14 protein-coding genes are annotated in these 14,238 nt (G+C 47.1%); 7 read left to right on the forward strand and 7 right to left on the reverse strand.

Annotated features, from left to right (window positions below):
* The first annotated feature begins 3 nt into the window (after positions 1-3).
* The gene (rfbB, locus tag C943_RS07985; protein WP_008626302.1) at positions 4-1,053 is read left to right on the forward strand and encodes a dTDP-glucose 4,6-dehydratase; all 1,050 of its coding nucleotides are present in this window, start codon (positions 4-6) and stop codon (positions 1,051-1,053) included.
* A 51-nt stretch (positions 1,054-1,104) separates the two neighbouring features.
* Here rfbB and C943_RS07990 read toward each other — a convergent pair whose 3' ends face one another.
* Positions 1,105-4,272, reverse strand: coding sequence for a VPS10 domain-containing protein (locus C943_RS07990; RefSeq protein ID WP_008626304.1), 3,168 nt, complete (start codon positions 4,270-4,272; stop codon positions 1,105-1,107).
* 380 nt (positions 4,273-4,652) lie between these two features.
* On the opposite strand from C943_RS07990, the gene C943_RS08000 reads away from it, so the two are divergent.
* From C943_RS08000 to C943_RS08010, 3 genes are read left to right on the forward strand one after another with little or no spacing between them, the layout of a single operon-like run.
* On the forward strand, positions 4,653-5,828 hold the full coding sequence (locus C943_RS08000) for a LysM peptidoglycan-binding domain-containing protein (RefSeq protein WP_008626308.1): 1,176 nt from the start codon (positions 4,653-4,655) through the stop codon (positions 5,826-5,828).
* Positions 5,829-5,833: 5 nt separating this feature from the next.
* Positions 5,834-6,388, forward strand: coding sequence for a hypothetical protein (locus C943_RS08005; RefSeq protein WP_040479836.1), 555 nt, complete (start codon positions 5,834-5,836; stop codon positions 6,386-6,388).
* 2 nt (positions 6,389-6,390) lie between these two features.
* Complete coding sequence (locus C943_RS08010) at positions 6,391-7,161, forward strand: TIGR02757 family protein (protein ID WP_008626312.1); 771 nt, start codon at positions 6,391-6,393, stop codon at positions 7,159-7,161.
* A 113-nt stretch (positions 7,162-7,274) separates the two neighbouring features.
* Here C943_RS08010 and pyrE read toward each other — a convergent pair whose 3' ends face one another.
* Entirely contained in the window at positions 7,275-7,919 is a 645-nt protein-coding gene (gene pyrE / locus C943_RS08015; protein ID WP_008626317.1) for an orotate phosphoribosyltransferase, read from the reverse strand.
* Between the two features lie 108 nt (positions 7,920-8,027).
* Here pyrE and C943_RS08020 point away from each other — a divergent pair, with 108 nt between their 5' ends.
* Complete coding sequence (locus tag C943_RS08020; protein WP_008626320.1) at positions 8,028-8,714, forward strand: NUDIX hydrolase; 687 nt, start codon at positions 8,028-8,030, stop codon at positions 8,712-8,714.
* Here C943_RS08020 and coaD read toward each other — a convergent pair.
* The 4 genes from coaD to C943_RS08040 form a co-directional block, all read right to left on the reverse strand.
* A complete protein-coding gene (coaD, locus tag C943_RS08025) occupies positions 8,702-9,157 on the reverse strand; it encodes a pantetheine-phosphate adenylyltransferase (protein WP_008626322.1) in 456 nt (151 codons plus the stop codon). The two genes, C943_RS08020 and coaD, sit on opposite strands and share 13 nt — an antisense overlap.
* 12 nt (positions 9,158-9,169) lie before the next feature.
* Positions 9,170-9,937 (reverse strand): DUF3822 family protein, encoded by a 768-nt coding sequence (locus C943_RS08030; protein ID WP_342664142.1) that lies wholly within the window; start codon positions 9,935-9,937, stop codon positions 9,170-9,172.
* 68 nt (positions 9,938-10,005) lie between these two features.
* Complete coding sequence (locus C943_RS08035) at positions 10,006-10,587, reverse strand: hypothetical protein (protein WP_008626327.1); 582 nt, start codon at positions 10,585-10,587, stop codon at positions 10,006-10,008.
* A 53-nt stretch (positions 10,588-10,640) separates the two neighbouring features.
* On the reverse strand, positions 10,641-11,144 hold the full coding sequence (locus tag C943_RS08040; RefSeq protein ID WP_008626330.1) for an NUDIX domain-containing protein: 504 nt from the start codon (positions 11,142-11,144) through the stop codon (positions 10,641-10,643).
* 15 nt (positions 11,145-11,159) lie between these two features.
* On the opposite strand from C943_RS08040, the gene C943_RS08045 reads away from it, so the two are divergent.
* Positions 11,160-12,614: an ATP-dependent DNA helicase gene (locus tag C943_RS08045; protein WP_040479643.1), complete on the forward strand. Its 1,455-nt coding sequence runs from the start codon at positions 11,160-11,162 to the stop codon at positions 12,612-12,614.
* A gap of 10 nt (positions 12,615-12,624) precedes the next feature.
* Positions 12,625-13,017 carry a DUF1573 domain-containing protein gene (locus C943_RS08050; RefSeq protein WP_008626334.1) on the forward strand — a complete coding sequence of 131 codons (393 nt, stop codon included), beginning with the start codon at positions 12,625-12,627 and terminating at the stop codon, positions 13,015-13,017.
* A gap of 142 nt (positions 13,018-13,159) precedes the next feature.
* Here C943_RS08050 and C943_RS08055 read toward each other — a convergent pair whose 3' ends face one another.
* Positions 13,160-13,852, reverse strand: a complete 693-nt coding sequence (locus C943_RS08055; RefSeq protein ID WP_008626348.1) for a DUF4349 domain-containing protein — start codon at positions 13,850-13,852, stop codon at positions 13,160-13,162.
* Positions 13,853-14,238: the final 386 nt, after the last annotated feature.

Raw genomic sequence — 14,238 nt, forward strand, 5'->3', positions numbered from 1 at the left:
TGCATGAAAAGAAACATCCTCATTACCGGAGGGGCCGGCTTTATCGGTTCCCATGTGGTAAGGCTTTTTGTCAATAAATATCCCGATTATCGAATCATCAATCTTGATTGTCTCACATATGCAGGCAATTTGGAGAACCTTCGGGACGTGGAAAATGCACCGAATTATATTTTCGAGAAGGTAGATATCCTTGATACCAACGGCCTCAAAGAGGCTTTTGGGAGACACTCAGTTACCGACGTAATTCACTTGGCTGCCGAATCCCATGTAGATCGCTCGATTTCTGATCCCTTAGCTTTTGTGAAAACCAATGTGATAGGGACGGTCAACTTGCTGAATGCGGCCAAAGATTTTTGGAAAGGCGCTGATGACCGCTTGTTTTACCATGTTTCCACGGATGAAGTGTATGGTTCCCTGGATCATGGCGGCTTCTTCACGGAATCCACCGCATACGACCCACAGTCTCCCTATTCAGCTTCCAAGGCTTCTTCGGACCATTTCGTCCGGGCCTATGCGAATACCTACAAGTTGCGCACGGTCATTTCCAATTGCTCCAACAATTACGGCCCCAACCAATTTCCCGAAAAACTGATCCCACTATGTATCCACAATATCCGCAACAATAAGCCATTGCCCGTATATGGAAAAGGCGAGAATGTCCGCGATTGGCTGTATGTGGAGGACCATGCACGGGCTATCGATGTGGTGTTTCATAAAGGGAAAATTGGAGAGACCTACAACATCGGTGGGTTTAATGAATGGAAAAACATCGATATCGTCAGGTTGCTTTGCCAGAAAATGGATGAGAAACTAGGCAGAAGTGCCGGTACCTCTGCTAATCTGATCACCTTCGTCAAAGACAGGGCGGGCCACGACCTGCGCTATGCGATCGACGCTACCAAAATCCAGCGGGACCTCGGATGGGAACCTTCGCTGCAGTTTGAGGAAGGTATCGGCAAAACCATAGACTGGTACCTCGCTAACGAAGATTGGCTGGACCATGTCACCTCAGGAGCCTATCAGCAATATTATCAAGCGCATTATGGAAAATAAAAAACCCCGGCCAAACTGGCCGGGGTTTTTTATTCAGGACACTTGTGTTTATTATTTTATCTCCACTTTTTCTATCTCCTTGAAGATGTCGATTTGGGTGGCTTGGGCTTTTTCTACAAATGGTTTCCAGTCATTGTCCATGAAGGCGTTCCAGACGACCATGGCTTCCTTAGCGCTTTCCTTAGCTTGGTCAAGAAGACGCTGTTCCGTTGGGCCAGGGGCACCGAATGACGAATTCGCATAGCTTCGTGGAGCGAAGAGCCTTGACATCGTCGTAGGATAGAGTCCACGGGTGATTCCCTGGCCTTCGATCGTCGGACCGTAGAACGCTTCCCTGGTTTTGTCCACTTTCTTCTTGGTCTCGTTGGCCATTTTCACCAAGGCTTTCACTTCTTCTGTGTCAATATCCTTGGCATAGGCTAGCAGCTTGTCGATGGTGCGCTTGGCTTCATCGAGCTGTCTCGTAGCCTTCATCACATCTCCTGAAAGCGATTCAACTTCTTTGATGAAATTCTCCCTTGCCTTCAGATTGGCCATTTCAGCTTGGATTCTTGGGTCACCATGGACGGTGATTTCCGTCTCTGATTTTTCTCCACCATAGGCTATTGCAACCCGGTATTTGCCAGGCAGTGTGGGACCTCCGCTTGGTTCAAAGAATCCCCTGGAGCGAGCGCCCTGACCTCCGCCGCCACCGCCACCGAAGGATGGCGTTTCTACGGAGGATTTTCTGTCAAGATTCCAGATTACTTGGTTCACACCTTGAGTCGGTAGCGATTTGATGGTGCGGATTTGCTCGCCCTCGGCATTGTAGATCGAAATGACCACCGAGTCAAGTTTTTCCTTGCCGGCATCGTTGAGGATGAATCCCAATCTGCCGCCAAAAGGCCTGTTTTCGCCCGCATACTTGGCGCTCGCCGCAAATCTTTCACCGTGCGGCTGATGGATTTGGGCTTGGTAGGCATCGGGAGAAGGCAAGGCAGTGATTTTAGCTGCTGGAGCCTTGCCGGAGTTTTTGGCAAACTCACGCAACGGACGGATGTTGTCAAGCACATAAATGGAACGGCCAAAGGTACCAATCACCAAATCAGCCTCCCTTTCCTGGATGACCATGTCGTAAGTCGATACTGCATTGGGATAGCCGTGTCTCCATTGGTTCCAGGTTTTGGCATTGTCGAAACTGACATACAATCCGAATTCCGTGCCGAGAAAAACCAGGTTCGGCTCTACGGGATCCTGCACAATGGAGAGCGTATACCCGCTTACCTTGCTGTCGTCGGCAATCCTTTCGAAAGATGCACCATGGTTTTTGGTGCGGTAAGCGTAGGCACTAAAGTCATTGTTCCTGTAGTTGTTGGCAATGATCCATGCTTCTCCGGCATTATACCGGGAGGCTTGGATTTGCGGAATCCAGGTTGCCTTGGGTAGTCCAGTCAATTTGGCGGATGTATTGGTCCAAGTTTTTCCACCGTCTTTGGTCACCTGCACGTTGCCGTCGTCGGTTCCCACCCAGATCACGTTTGGATCTACCGGACTCGGCGCAATGGCAATGATGGTGGTATGGTTTTCGGCACCCGTGATATCATAGGTCAACCCCCCGGTTTCTTGCTGCTTCTGCTTTTCGGGATCGTTGGTTGTCAAATCGGGAGAGATGATTTCCCAAGTCTCGCCCCTGTCCGTACTCTTGTGTAGGAATTGGCTTCCGTAATAGATCGTTGCCGCGTTGTGCGGATCTTGTGCAATGGCTGCATTCCAGTTGAACCTCAGGAAAACATTTTTATCTGGATGGGTTGGGCGGATAATGCGACGGTGGCTGGTCTCCTTATCGAACCTCGCTACGTTCCCACCTTGGGACATAGCGTAGCCAAACCGAGAGTTTTCAGGGTCGGATACAACATCAAATCCATCTCCAAACATGATTTCCTGCCAATAGGTATTTCTGATCCCATCTTGCCTCCAAACATAGGCTGGTCCTACCCAGCTTCCGTTATCTTGAAGACCGCCGTAAATGTTGTAGGGGATTTCGTTGTCCACATTGATATGGTACCACTGTCCGACAGGAATGCCTTCGGCAAAAAGCCAGGTCTTTCCACCGTCACGGGTCACGTTCAAACCGCCATCGTTGCCATCGATCATCATCTTCGGATCATGCGGATTGATATACCAAGCATGGTGGTCGGGGTGTACACCTTCGTAGGAGAGCAGTTCCTTGAATGATCTACCACCATCCTCACTGATGCCTACCCTTGAGTACAAGGTGTAGATCCTGTCAGCATTTTTGGGATCAGCGTAGATTTCGTAGTAGTAGAATGGTCGGTCACCGATTTCCGGCTTGTCGTTGATGACTTTGAAATTGTTGCCCCCGTCTTCAGAGACGTAGAGCGCATTTTTGCTGGATTCGATGAGCGCATAGACTTTTTGGCTGTTGGCTTTGGAGATTGCCAATCCCATCCTGCCCAGGTCGCCCTTAGGCAAGCCGTTTTTATCGTCCAGCTTTTTCCAGTTTTCCCCGCCATCAATGGTCACATAGAGTCCAGAGGATGGGCCACCGGATTTGAAAAACCATGGATATCTGCGGTGTTCCCACATATTCACAAAAAGCTTGTTGGGATTGTTGGGATCCATGATCATCTCGCCGACGCCCGTCTTGGTATCGACGTAGAGGATTTTCTTCCAGGTTTTCCCACCATCCGTGGTCTTGTACACGCCGCGGTCTTCTTGCTCACCCCATGGCGAACCAATGGCTCCGACAAATACCGTGTTTGGATCGTCGGGATGTACGATGATGCGGTGGATGGCTTTGGTTTTTTCCAAGCCGATCATCTGCCAGGTCTGTCCTGCGTCAAGGGAACGATATACGCCTGCGCCCATATTGAGCGAGTTTCTCGGGTTGCCTTCTCCCGTGCCGACCCAGATGATGTTGGGGTTTTTCTGGTAAATGGAAATTGCGCCTATCGAGTGAACCTTTTCTTCGTCAAAAATCGGCTCGAAGGTGACCCCTCCCGATGTGGATTTCCAAAGTCCACCGGAAGCAGATCCAGCGTAGATGATGTTGGGATTCTCATGGACGGCATCGATCGCCGTAATCCTGCCCGACATAGCGGAGGGGCCGATGCTCCGCGCCTTCATGTTTTTGAACAGTGACATGTCGACCTGCTGGGCAAAGAGATTGCTTTGCAGGGGCATCAGCCCCACCAAAGCCAGCAATCCCCAGAAGTACATTTGGGTAAGTATTCGTTTTTTCATGGATTGATGTAGGTTATAAAGTGTTAAATAAAGTCAATTTCAATCATAAAAATAACATATTGATATGGGGGGATTTTTCATTGGATAAAAGGGCGATAAAATTAATCTGTTTGGTGTTTTTTTGGATTCAGACTACTCTTTTGGCTTGAATAGCGGGTATTGTGATATCGGATTGGCCTGCGTTGCGAATCGTATTGGTATTTGGTAATAGCTGAATTTTTGAACCCGAATATCAAAACAGCAGGTTTGTCGTTGGTGAAGTTAGCGAAAAGTAAAGGCGGACACAGCGCGTCCTTTCCTTGGAATTGAAAAAATAAAGCGGAACTTTGCACTCGCTTTAAAGTACCGATTAATCCATGAGAAAAACATTTGTATTGGGATTTTGTATTTTGCTGAGCCTCGCTGCCAATGCCGCCGATCTCACTTTGGTGGACTCTGTAGGAATAGAAAAAGTCGGCGATAAGTTCTTCATCATTCACCAAGTTGACGAGAAGGAAACACTTTTTGGGATATCGAGGAGATACCAAGTGACGGTAAATGAACTGGTACAAACCAATCCAACCTTATCTGAGGGACTCAAAATTGGTCAACGCATCAGGATCCCCTATACGCCCAAAGCAACCACTCCAACCCCCGCGCCCGCTACGCCAAAGCCTGCGCAGCCTGCCACAACTACCCCAAGCGCGGGCTCGGTAATCCATACCGTTGCGCAAGGGGAGACCATGTTTTCGATTTCAAAAAAATACAATGTCGCAGTTGGAGATATTATTAGTTGGAATAAACTGAGTGGTTCTGATATTGCCGTTGGGCAGAAACTTGAAATCCGTACCAATGCAACTTCCGCCAAAGCTTCGGCTACAGTTCCCGCTGCAGCAGCCACACAGCCGAAGCCAAGCCAGCCTCTCGAAAACAGGCCTTCAACTCCTGCACCGCAAAACCAGAATATAGAGAAGCCTGCCGCACCAACTCAGGTGGCAACCAACGCGCAACTTCCTGGTGATTGGATTACCCACACGGTAGCTCAAGGGGAAACGCTTTTCTCCATTTCCCAGAAATACAACAGCTCTGTGGACGATATCCGTTCTTGGAATGGACTAGGGTCAAATAGCATTTCAGTAGGTCAAAAGCTGAAAGTCGGGCGTGAAGCAAACTCCAACGTACCGGTCGTGACTGCAACCGTTCCGGTCATTGTCAATAATGAAAAGTCCTCCGCAACGCTGAGTTCTTCCTCATCGGAGCGAGTCGACCCGAATGCAAGCACGGCTTACAAAAACATTAAGGAAACCGGTTTGGCGGAAGTGATCGAAGGTACGGCCAACAATAAAAAGTACCTGGTCTTGCACCGCGATGCGCCTGTAGGCACGATCATGCGTGTGCGCAACGAAGAAAATGACATTACGATTTTCGCAAGGGTGGTCGGGAAACTCCCTGACACAGGTGACAACAACAAATTGGTCATCAAGTTATCCAAAGCAGCTTATGACCAACTCCGGGCGGTGAATCCTAGATTCCCGGTTGAAATTTCCTATTGATCCAAATGCAAAAAATTTCCCTCTTCTTCCATTACTTTTTTCGCTTTATCTGGAATGCCGTTTTTGTCATATCCTATCCGATCATTGCGACATTTGGGATACTCTTCATTGGGCTCACCTACGTGTTTTCCGCAATATCACGGCTTTTGGCAGGTCTGAAGAAAGGTAAGGAGGAACAGTCATACAAAATGACGGATTGGGTACCCTTGCCACAGGCAGAGAGTCTTTTGGAAGCAAAGCCGTTCAAACAGATCGTATTCGGACCGACTTGCTTCCAACTCCGGAGGATAGATGGAGTTCCATCGGTACTGCAGGACCATATCTTTGGCAGCAAGGTGAAATTCATGGAAGAGGGCTTGCTGCTTGAAAAATGGAATACGACTGATTCCAAACTTTTACCGGATTTTGACATCTGTCTGTACAATCCGGATAGGGATACTTTGACCCCATTGACCACGATTAAGTGTTTCGATTGGCACCTGTCGGGCAAGGAAGACAACCGATTACAGTTCAAGTGGTTTGATGGCATACAAGGTGGGGAGGTAAGTGTCGCCATTTGAAGATGGATCTGAAGGATTTTTTGGACCAAAAGGTCGCACAATTCAATCAACCTGGATTTATTGACTTGGATCCAATATCGATTCCACATCATTTCTCCAAAAAACAAGACATTGAAATTGCTGGATTTTTCGCGGCCACCCTCGCTTGGGGTCAGCGCAAAACCATTGTCCTAAAGTGCAATGAATTGCTTCGCTTGATGGACAATGCACCCCATGATTTTGTACTGAACCATACCGATGCCGATCTGAAAGCTTTGCTGAAATTCAAACACCGCACCTTCAACGACCTCGATCTACTGTATTTTGTGCGTTTTTTCGCTTGGTACTTTCAGGAAAACGATTCCTTGGAAAATGCTTTCTGCATCGGCCTGCAAGATGAGCAAGCCGAAATGAAAACCTTACTGACCAACTTTCACCGCTTGTTCTTTAACCTGCCAGAGGCGCCACAAAGAACCAAAAAGCACGTCGCAACTCCCGAACGCAACTCAGCTTGCAAGCGGATCAATATGTTCCTTCGCTGGATGGTCCGGAAGGACGACAAAGGAGTGGATTTTGGGATTTGGCATAGAATCAAGCCGGCACAATTGATTTGTCCCTGTGACTTGCACGTAGACCGGGTTGCCCGCAAATTGGGCTTGATAGAGAGAAAACAAACCGACTGGCAAACCGCAGTCGAATTGACCGAGAGGCTGAGGGAATTTGACCCCAATGATCCGGTGAAATATGACTTCGCCCTATTTGGGCTTGGTGTTGAGGAAAAGTACGGGATGTGACACGCGCACGGGGTTTGAGGCCTTTCAAACAAAGGAGGAGATTTTGATATCTTCCTGCGCAGGAAAAGCACCATCTATCCAACTTCCAACTTCGTATTTCTAACCTCTAACTTCTATTTTCCCCAAGCCCCAGGATTTTTCCGCCATTCTTGCAGGGAAGCCAAGGTGTTTTGGTCTATGTAATTGTTGGCAATCGCCTGCGGCAACATCGAGGAATAATCACTCAAGCAGACCAATTCGACACCTGCTTTTTCGAAATTTTCAGCCGCCAGTTCAAACCCATAGGTAAAGATCGCGACCATTCCCAGCACTTCAAATCCGGCTGCTTTGAGGTCCGTGACCGCCTTCAGGGAACTGCCACCTGTTGATACCAGGTCCTCTACCACGACAACTTTTTGCCCCGGAGTGACCTTTCCTTCAATCATGTTTTCCATTCCGTGACCTTTGGGGCTTGACCGCACATACAAGAATGGCAGGTTCATTGCATCAGCCAAAAGGGCCCCTTGTGGGATTCCTGCTGTCGCGACTCCAGCCACAGCTTCGATATTCGCGAAATTCTTTTGTATCGCATCCTGAAGATAATGCTTGATAAACGAACGGACGGCAGGGTAGGAGAGCGAAAGCCTATTGTCGCAATATATCGGAGATTTCCAGCCGGAAGCCCAGGTGAAAGGTTTGGTAGGTTGAAGACGGATCGCTTCAATTTCAAGAAGCCTTTGGGCAACGGCGGAAGCGATTTTGGGATCGAAAATTTTCATACGCCAAAATTAGGGGATTAAAAATTGGTGCCCGTTGTGCAGCCTAAAAAATTTATGCATTTTTGGCCCAACCAGTAGCCAAAAAGGGACTTTCAAAACACCCGCGCCATGAAGATTTTTGTCAACGACAAGCCTTTGGACGTATTCACGCCGGAGGAATTGCCTGCAGATAGAACTTTTGAAGTAATCTACGACCATCCTTCCGATATTCCCGCGACAGGGGAGTTTCATGATGATGTCTTGATCATCGAGCCTTCCCGTGATGTGATCATCAAGCTCTTGTACTTGATGAGGACCCGAAAGCTTAAGAATCTTGACTCGGTGACCTTGGTCAGCAAGGAAAAAGAAGATACAAAAAAATTCATCAAAAGCCGATTTACCGTCATCAAGGCAGCCGGTGGGGTGGTGACGAAGGACGATAAGGTGCTGTTTATTTTTAGGCTGGGAAAATGGGATTTGCCAAAGGGAAAGTTTGACAAGGGCGAATCTCCCGCAGCTTGTGCATTGAGAGAGGTGGAAGAGGAATGTGGTATCAAGGTGCGTTTGGGTTCCAAAATCTGCAAAACCTGGCATACCTATACGCAGGATAGAAAGAGCATTTTGAAGAAGACCTATTGGTTTCAAATGGATAACATCTCAGATGCCAATATGAAACCCCAAAAGGAAGAGGGTATCGAGGATATCCGCTGGATGACGCATCAGGAAGCGAAGACAGCCTTGGTCAATTCCTATCCTTCGATCCGGTATTTGTACAAGCAATTTCTGAAAAAAGTCCCCAAAGCCTACAAGCTGTAAGGGAGGTAGGGGGTCACATCTCCACCGTACCGATGGACTTCGCGAATGATCGTGGAACTTACCGCAGCAAATTCCGGAGAGGTGATCAGAAAAACCGTTTCCAATCCAGGATATAGGTTTCTGTTCATTTGGCTGATTGTGTTTTCATACTCAAAATCAGTTGTGTTACGGAGTCCACGAACCAAAAATCTGGCACCTTCACTTTTCGCAAGCGATGAGGTAAGTTCGTTATAAACAACCACTCTTACACGGTCATTGCCAATGTAGATGCCCTTGATTTTTTCCACCATAAGCTCGATATCGAAGTATCGGTTTTTCTTCGCGGAATTGTAGCCAATACCGATGATTACTTCATCGAAAATCTCCAGACTCCGCATTACGATGTCATGGTGTCCCTTGGTGAAAGGGTCGAACGAACCGGGGAAAACGGCGATTTTCTTCATCAAGATTTAAGGTTAGGGCAGTACCCAATAAGATTCAAAAAGGGACCTTTGTTGGAATTCTTCGGTTCCTTCCAAGTATTGGAGGTTAGGGTGAGGCGTGCTGATTTTGAAATTTCTAAAATACGTTTCACCCCAGGCTTCATCAATCCCCAGCGATTCACAATCACCGTAAACCGTCACCCTGCAGTGGTTGCGGTTGAAACCCATTTGTTGAAGGATTCCCATCAAGTAGCGGAGCACGTCATCTTTGGTGTATGCCTCAAACCGGTTGAAAAGAACAATCTCCTGTTTGGAGAAAGCTGCCAAATAGAAAAAGCTATCGTACAATACCAGCAGGATTTCCTGATCAATCAAGTTGAATTTTTCCTTGAGTGCATAGGAAAGAAAGCATGACGCTCCGTGGTGGAAATAGGTGTCGGAATAGCCTGATTGCAGGGCATCCGAAACAGCCTCGTCTATCGAACCTACCAGGTGCAGTGTGTTGCTCTCGAGGCTGGTTTGAAACAACTTGTCGCCCTCCTTCGGCTTTTCGGCGAAGAAGAGATATACAGAAAGCAGACTCGCATCAAACAAAATTCCGGGCACAAGAGAAAACGATTCTCCATAATGGAAGATCCTTTTGGGGACTTCCAACCGGAGCAATTTGTCTTCTTTCAGTTGTTGGAGGAGCCGACGTTGGTTGTCGAACGTCATTTGATGGATCGCAGCCACTTTGCCGTTGATGTCCCGGGCAAACAGGAAATAGTGATCCTTAAACAAGAAAAGCGATAAATTTGACACCTGAGCGGTATCAAATTTATCGCAATAAATTTTTTCGGGACGCGTATGTACAGCCTTTATAGCCAAGATTACTCCCAGTTGCCTGAAGTAGATGAGTCGGTCCTTGATCCGATGCGGAGGGCTTTCTCTTTATTGTTCAACCTTCTTTTCGGATTCATCGGATCTGGGTCACGAATCTCGAAAACGGGTATTTGTCTCTGTGTTCTTTCAACCTTGTCAGCGAAAAACTCAAACTGCTTTCCTCCGGACCCTGGCACGATGTGAAGATTTTCCAAGTTGAAGTTTGGATACCTCCTCTCGTTGAAGAGGGAATCCATCACCATCACAGAACCCAAAGTGTCCAGTGTGACCGTGATTTCTTCTTTTCCGTATTCCAAAAGCTTGGTGGTCTCAGTTCTTTGCACAATCCAAATTTTCCCGTCCTGGATGAACTTCTTCAACTCATCCCAACTTCCTGCATATTGACCATTGGACGCAAGGTAGGCGATCTGGGCATCCCTAAGCATTTGGAGCTTTTCAATGATACGTGCCTCAGTCGCCGCAATGAGTTTTTCCTGCTGCATGACGTCATCCACACTCTTGTAAAGCAAATAGCCCAAGCCCAAGGCTGAAACAAGGAATACAATCGATAGAATTCTCGTTAGTGTCATTTTTTGGATTGATTAGAACTTAAGGTAAGGTTGATGGTATTAAGAATAGGTTGCTATTTTATTGAAATATTTTCAAAATTAAAATAACCTTTCCACAATCGCACATCATTCAGGGATTTTATTCCCCAAAACAGGCGGTGTTTTTCTTCCTTTTTGATGGACGCCAATTTATCGATGTCCAGAAAGTCAATTTCGGTGATCAACTGCTTTTCTGCAGCCAACTCGGGGTCTATTCCCTTCACCAGGTTTCCTCCGATGACATGTACCTCAAAATACAGCTCCACCGCATGGAGTGGTGGCTCCAGAAATTCGAAATTGCAGAGAAACTGGCCCAACTCGACTTGAAGGCCTGTTTCTTCCAAGAACTCCCTGCGTAGGTTTTCTTCGACAGAACTGCCAAACTTCATCCCGCCACCGGGAACATTCCAGAAATACCGACCCTCTCCCATATGATGCTTGATCATCAAAATTCGGTCGTCCTGAATCAGCACGCCGTTGACCCGAAGCCGTAACCTCCCGCCAAATTTTTCCTCGATTTCCTTTTTCAAAATTGTCATGCTAGATTCGAGCCGATGGACGCTAAAGATAAGCACGAGCCCGATCTGCCCTTGCGACTGCTGAAAAGAAATTTTCCACACGAGCCTACCCAAGGGCAAATGGAGTTTTTTAGGAGGATGAATGATTATCTTACCGTGGAAGCAAGTGGCGGCCGGATTTTCCTGCTTAAGGGCTATGCGGGTACGGGAAAAACTTCCTTGGTTTCCGCGTTGGTCAAAACCCTTCCCAAAATTAAACTCAAGTCGCTACTCTTGGCGCCGACGGGCAGGGCCGCCAAGGTCATGGGCAACTACAGCCTTCGATCCGCCTTTACCATCCATAAGATTATATACAAGCCCAAAGGAGAATTGGGAGACGGTGGCGCGGGATTTGTTTTGCAAAAGAACTACTCCAAAAATACGGTTTTCATCGTCGATGAGGCCTCGATGATTTCAGATGAGTCATTCGGCGGTAGGTCGCTTTTGCGCGATTTGATACGTTTTGTACTCCAGGAACCCAGCAACAGCCTCGTGATGGTGGGCGATATGGCGCAGCTGCCACCGGTGGGGAGTTCGCTCAGCCCTGGATTGGATGGGGGCTATCTCAAGCGGCATTTTGGACTCAGCGTGACCGAGACGGAACTCCGCGAGGTCATGCGGCAACAGTTGGATTCGGGAATTCTTTTCAACGCCACCAAGCTGAGGAACGAGATGTATCAAGCGAAACCGGCTATACGGATGCAGACCTTGGGATTCAAGGATTTTTATAAAATGACAGGTGAAAGGCTTGAGGACGGACTGCGCTATGCCTACGAGAAATACGGAATTGAGCAAGCCATAGTCATAACCCGCTCCAACAAGGCCGCCGTACAGTACAACCAATACATCCGCCGGAGTATCCATTTTCATGACGATGAACTCGCGGCGGGCGACTTTCTGATGGTCGTCAAAAACAACTACCTCTACATGGCCGAGTCCGAGCGGGTAAGCTTCATCGCCAACGGGGATTTTGTGGAAATCATGAAGGTGAGGTCATTCGAGGAAATGTATGGCTTCAGATTTGCTACCTTGGAACTGCGGATGGTGGACTACCCGGATGAGCCCTATTTCGAAGCTAAAGTGCTTTTAGATACCCTCTATTCCGATGGCCCCTCATTGACTTCGGAGCAGTTTCGATCGCTTTACCAGCAGGTAAGTGCAGATTATGCCGATGTGGCCGACAAAAACGAAAGGATGGAATTGATTAAAAAAGATTCTTATCTTTCGGCCTTACAGGTCAAGTTTGCCTATGCCCTCACCTGTCACAAGGCCCAAGGGGGACAGTGGGAGGCGGTTTTTGTGGACCAAGGCTACCTGACCGAGGAACAGGTCAACTCCGACTTCCTTCGATGGCTGTATACAGCGATGACCAGGGCGCGAAAAGAGTTGTTCATGGTGAACTTTCATCCCAGATTTTACATTAATTACAACGAAACAGAAAACCAAACTTAACTTAATCCCTATGAAAAAGTCCATTTTACTTCTGTTGGTTAGCTTGGCGTTTGCGGGTCAGGCGCTCATGGCACAAGGCACAGGCCCTGTGATTGAGTTTCAGGAAAAAGCCAGAGATTTTGGCGACATCACCCAAGGCGACAAGGTAGAGCATACGTTCGTGTTCAAAAACACTGGCGATGCCCCGCTTCTGATCCAGAACGTAGCCGTCACCTGCGGCTGTACGGCGCCAAACTGGCCCAAGCAGGCCATTGCGCCCGGAGCGACAGGAGAACTGAAAGTAGTCTTCAACTCCGCAGGCAAGCTCGGGAAACAGAATTCCGTGATCCGGATATATTCCAATGCCTCCGAGCCGATTGAAAAGGTTTCCCTGATTTCCAACGTGCTGCCAAAAGGCAGTTGATCGGTGACAATCAAAAAAAGAAAAGCCAGTCGTTGCGAAACGGCTGGCTTTTTCCTTTCTGTCGTATTTTGGAAATTGTTACTCCTTCAGGTTGATGAACGATATCGGGAAAGGATGTCATGGTGTTTTAAACCTATTTATTTCAATTCCGAACAAAAATCCATTTTACTGATTCATAGAGTCCTATTCCGATGTAACCCAAGATGCCGGGTTTAACTTTTTCCTCCATTAAAACTGTTATGGTCGAATATTCTGACAGGTGCTTTAGCTGTGTGATTTTTCCTTCCAATGAGTCAATATCCCCATTCAATCGTTCTAATTCCTTTTCCACCTTCAATGCCGCCTCTACTGTTTCGGCTCTCGCCAACAACTCCAAATACCTTTTTCTTGCATTTCTCGCATTGTCTAGGCGGATTTGATAGTCTACAAACTGATCTGTCACGTCGTTTCCTGAAATAGTCTTGTCCTTAACTTTTCCAAGCGATGAAATGTCAGCGATTGCGCTTTGGAGTTTGTCAGATTTCACCCTAAGAATCGATTTTTTGTTTCCGAGGGTCTGCACATAGCCGTCATACTTAAGGGCTGTTTCTGCCAACTTTACGTTTGTCGAATCCGGAATCTTAACTACGATTTTTATCGACGCGTCGTAAATTACAATACGCCTCGTGTTCTCAGAGTCATTTTCATAGGCCCGCCTTTGGTTAGGTCTGGATTCTTCGGATTCAATCATCTTCGAACCAGCATACGAGCTTGATTGCTCGGTTGGTTTGTTTACGGCACAACCGGATAATATTGCTACCGAGGTGATAATGAAAACAGTTCTTTTGATTTCCATTCTGTATGATTCCTTTAGCATTTTTGTCGTTCGGGTGATTGTTGGATGAGCTCGATAAATACAACTAAATTTATTATAACTTAATGCTTCGTGATCTTTTTTTAAATGCTGTCTCTAGCAAATACTAACCAAAAACGACTATTCTGACTGATTTCACTGACCTCGAGGCTGAACAATAAATCAACTTTGTTGAATTAACGAGATTGTTGGTAAAACAGTACATTGATCGATACAAACTTGTTTCCTTGGATCATTACAGGAGTAGTCTTCAATTCAGCGGGAAAGCTTCGCAATCAAAATTGAAAAGCAAGTCGTTGTAAAGCGGCTGGCTTTTTTTCGTTTAAGATCGAACGTATTTTCTTCAATTGGCGCAGGCAGAAAAAAAA

It is taken from the genome of Mariniradius saccharolyticus AK6, from assembly GCF_000330725.2.
GTDB lineage: Bacteria > Bacteroidota > Bacteroidia > Cytophagales > Cyclobacteriaceae > Mariniradius > Mariniradius saccharolyticus.

What these genes read in the sequence shown, in the direction of transcription:
- C943_RS08020 (WP_008626320.1), top strand. Translation starts at nt 8,028, where the DNA reads ATGAAGATTTTTGTCAACGACAAGCCTTTGGACGTATTCACGCCGGAG.
- C943_RS08045 (WP_040479643.1), top strand. Translation starts at nt 11,160, where the DNA reads ATGGACGCTAAAGATAAGCACGAGCCCGATCTGCCCTTGCGACTGCTG.
- C943_RS08005 (WP_040479836.1), top strand. Translation starts at nt 5,834, where the DNA reads ATGCAAAAAATTTCCCTCTTCTTCCATTACTTTTTTCGCTTTATCTGG.
- coaD (WP_008626322.1), bottom strand. Translation starts at nt 9,157, where the DNA reads ATGAAGAAAATCGCCGTTTTCCCCGGTTCGTTCGACCCTTTCACCAAG.
- C943_RS08050 (WP_008626334.1), top strand. Translation starts at nt 12,625, where the DNA reads ATGAAAAAGTCCATTTTACTTCTGTTGGTTAGCTTGGCGTTTGCGGGT.
- C943_RS08035 (WP_008626327.1), bottom strand. Translation starts at nt 10,587, where the DNA reads ATGACACTAACGAGAATTCTATCGATTGTATTCCTTGTTTCAGCCTTG.
- C943_RS08040 (WP_008626330.1), bottom strand. Translation starts at nt 11,144, where the DNA reads ATGACAATTTTGAAAAAGGAAATCGAGGAAAAATTTGGCGGGAGGTTA.
- C943_RS08000 (WP_008626308.1), top strand. Translation starts at nt 4,653, where the DNA reads ATGAGAAAAACATTTGTATTGGGATTTTGTATTTTGCTGAGCCTCGCT.
- C943_RS08010 (WP_008626312.1), top strand. Translation starts at nt 6,391, where the DNA reads ATGGATCTGAAGGATTTTTTGGACCAAAAGGTCGCACAATTCAATCAA.
- C943_RS07990 (WP_008626304.1), bottom strand. Translation starts at nt 4,272, where the DNA reads ATGTACTTCTGGGGATTGCTGGCTTTGGTGGGGCTGATGCCCCTGCAA.
- pyrE (WP_008626317.1), bottom strand. Translation starts at nt 7,919, where the DNA reads ATGAAAATTTTCGATCCCAAAATCGCTTCCGCCGTTGCCCAAAGGCTT.
- rfbB (WP_008626302.1), top strand. Translation starts at nt 4, where the DNA reads ATGAAAAGAAACATCCTCATTACCGGAGGGGCCGGCTTTATCGGTTCC.
- C943_RS08055 (WP_008626348.1), bottom strand. Translation starts at nt 13,852, where the DNA reads ATGGAAATCAAAAGAACTGTTTTCATTATCACCTCGGTAGCAATATTA.